Source organism: Dellaglioa sp. CoH-56-MRSF-12, from assembly GCF_056782075.1.
The window spans coordinates 1-260 of sequence record NZ_JBXAYD010000118.1 but is presented as its reverse complement, the minus strand read 5'-3'; the positions used below and the strand labels follow the sequence as shown (position 1 = coordinate 260).

The following is a 260-nucleotide window of genomic DNA, read 5'->3' as shown; positions in this document are numbered from 1 at the left end:
AGGAAATCTGATGTTCGCAAGTAAGAAAAAGGAAAGCAGTGCACCGATCGACGCAGAACAACATGCGCTTCATCGGAAGTATCGACCAACCAAACTCGACCGTTACCTTGGTCAGGATGCGGTGGTGACCCGAATTCGAGGTATGCTCGAAACCGGAAAGATTCCGAGTGCCATGGCCTTTTTCGGGCCCCCGAGCGCGGGCAAGACGACGTTGGCACGCATCATCGCGGCCGAGGTCAACGGGAAGCCGGTCGAGAAAC

The 260-nt window shown here is 55.8% G+C and carries 1 pseudogene; it reads left to right on the top strand.

What is annotated here, in order from left to right:
• Nucleotides 1-10: 10 nt before the first annotated feature.
• Nucleotides 11-260: pseudogene (locus AC1RPY_RS07990) on the top strand (hypothetical protein); the annotation flags it as partial.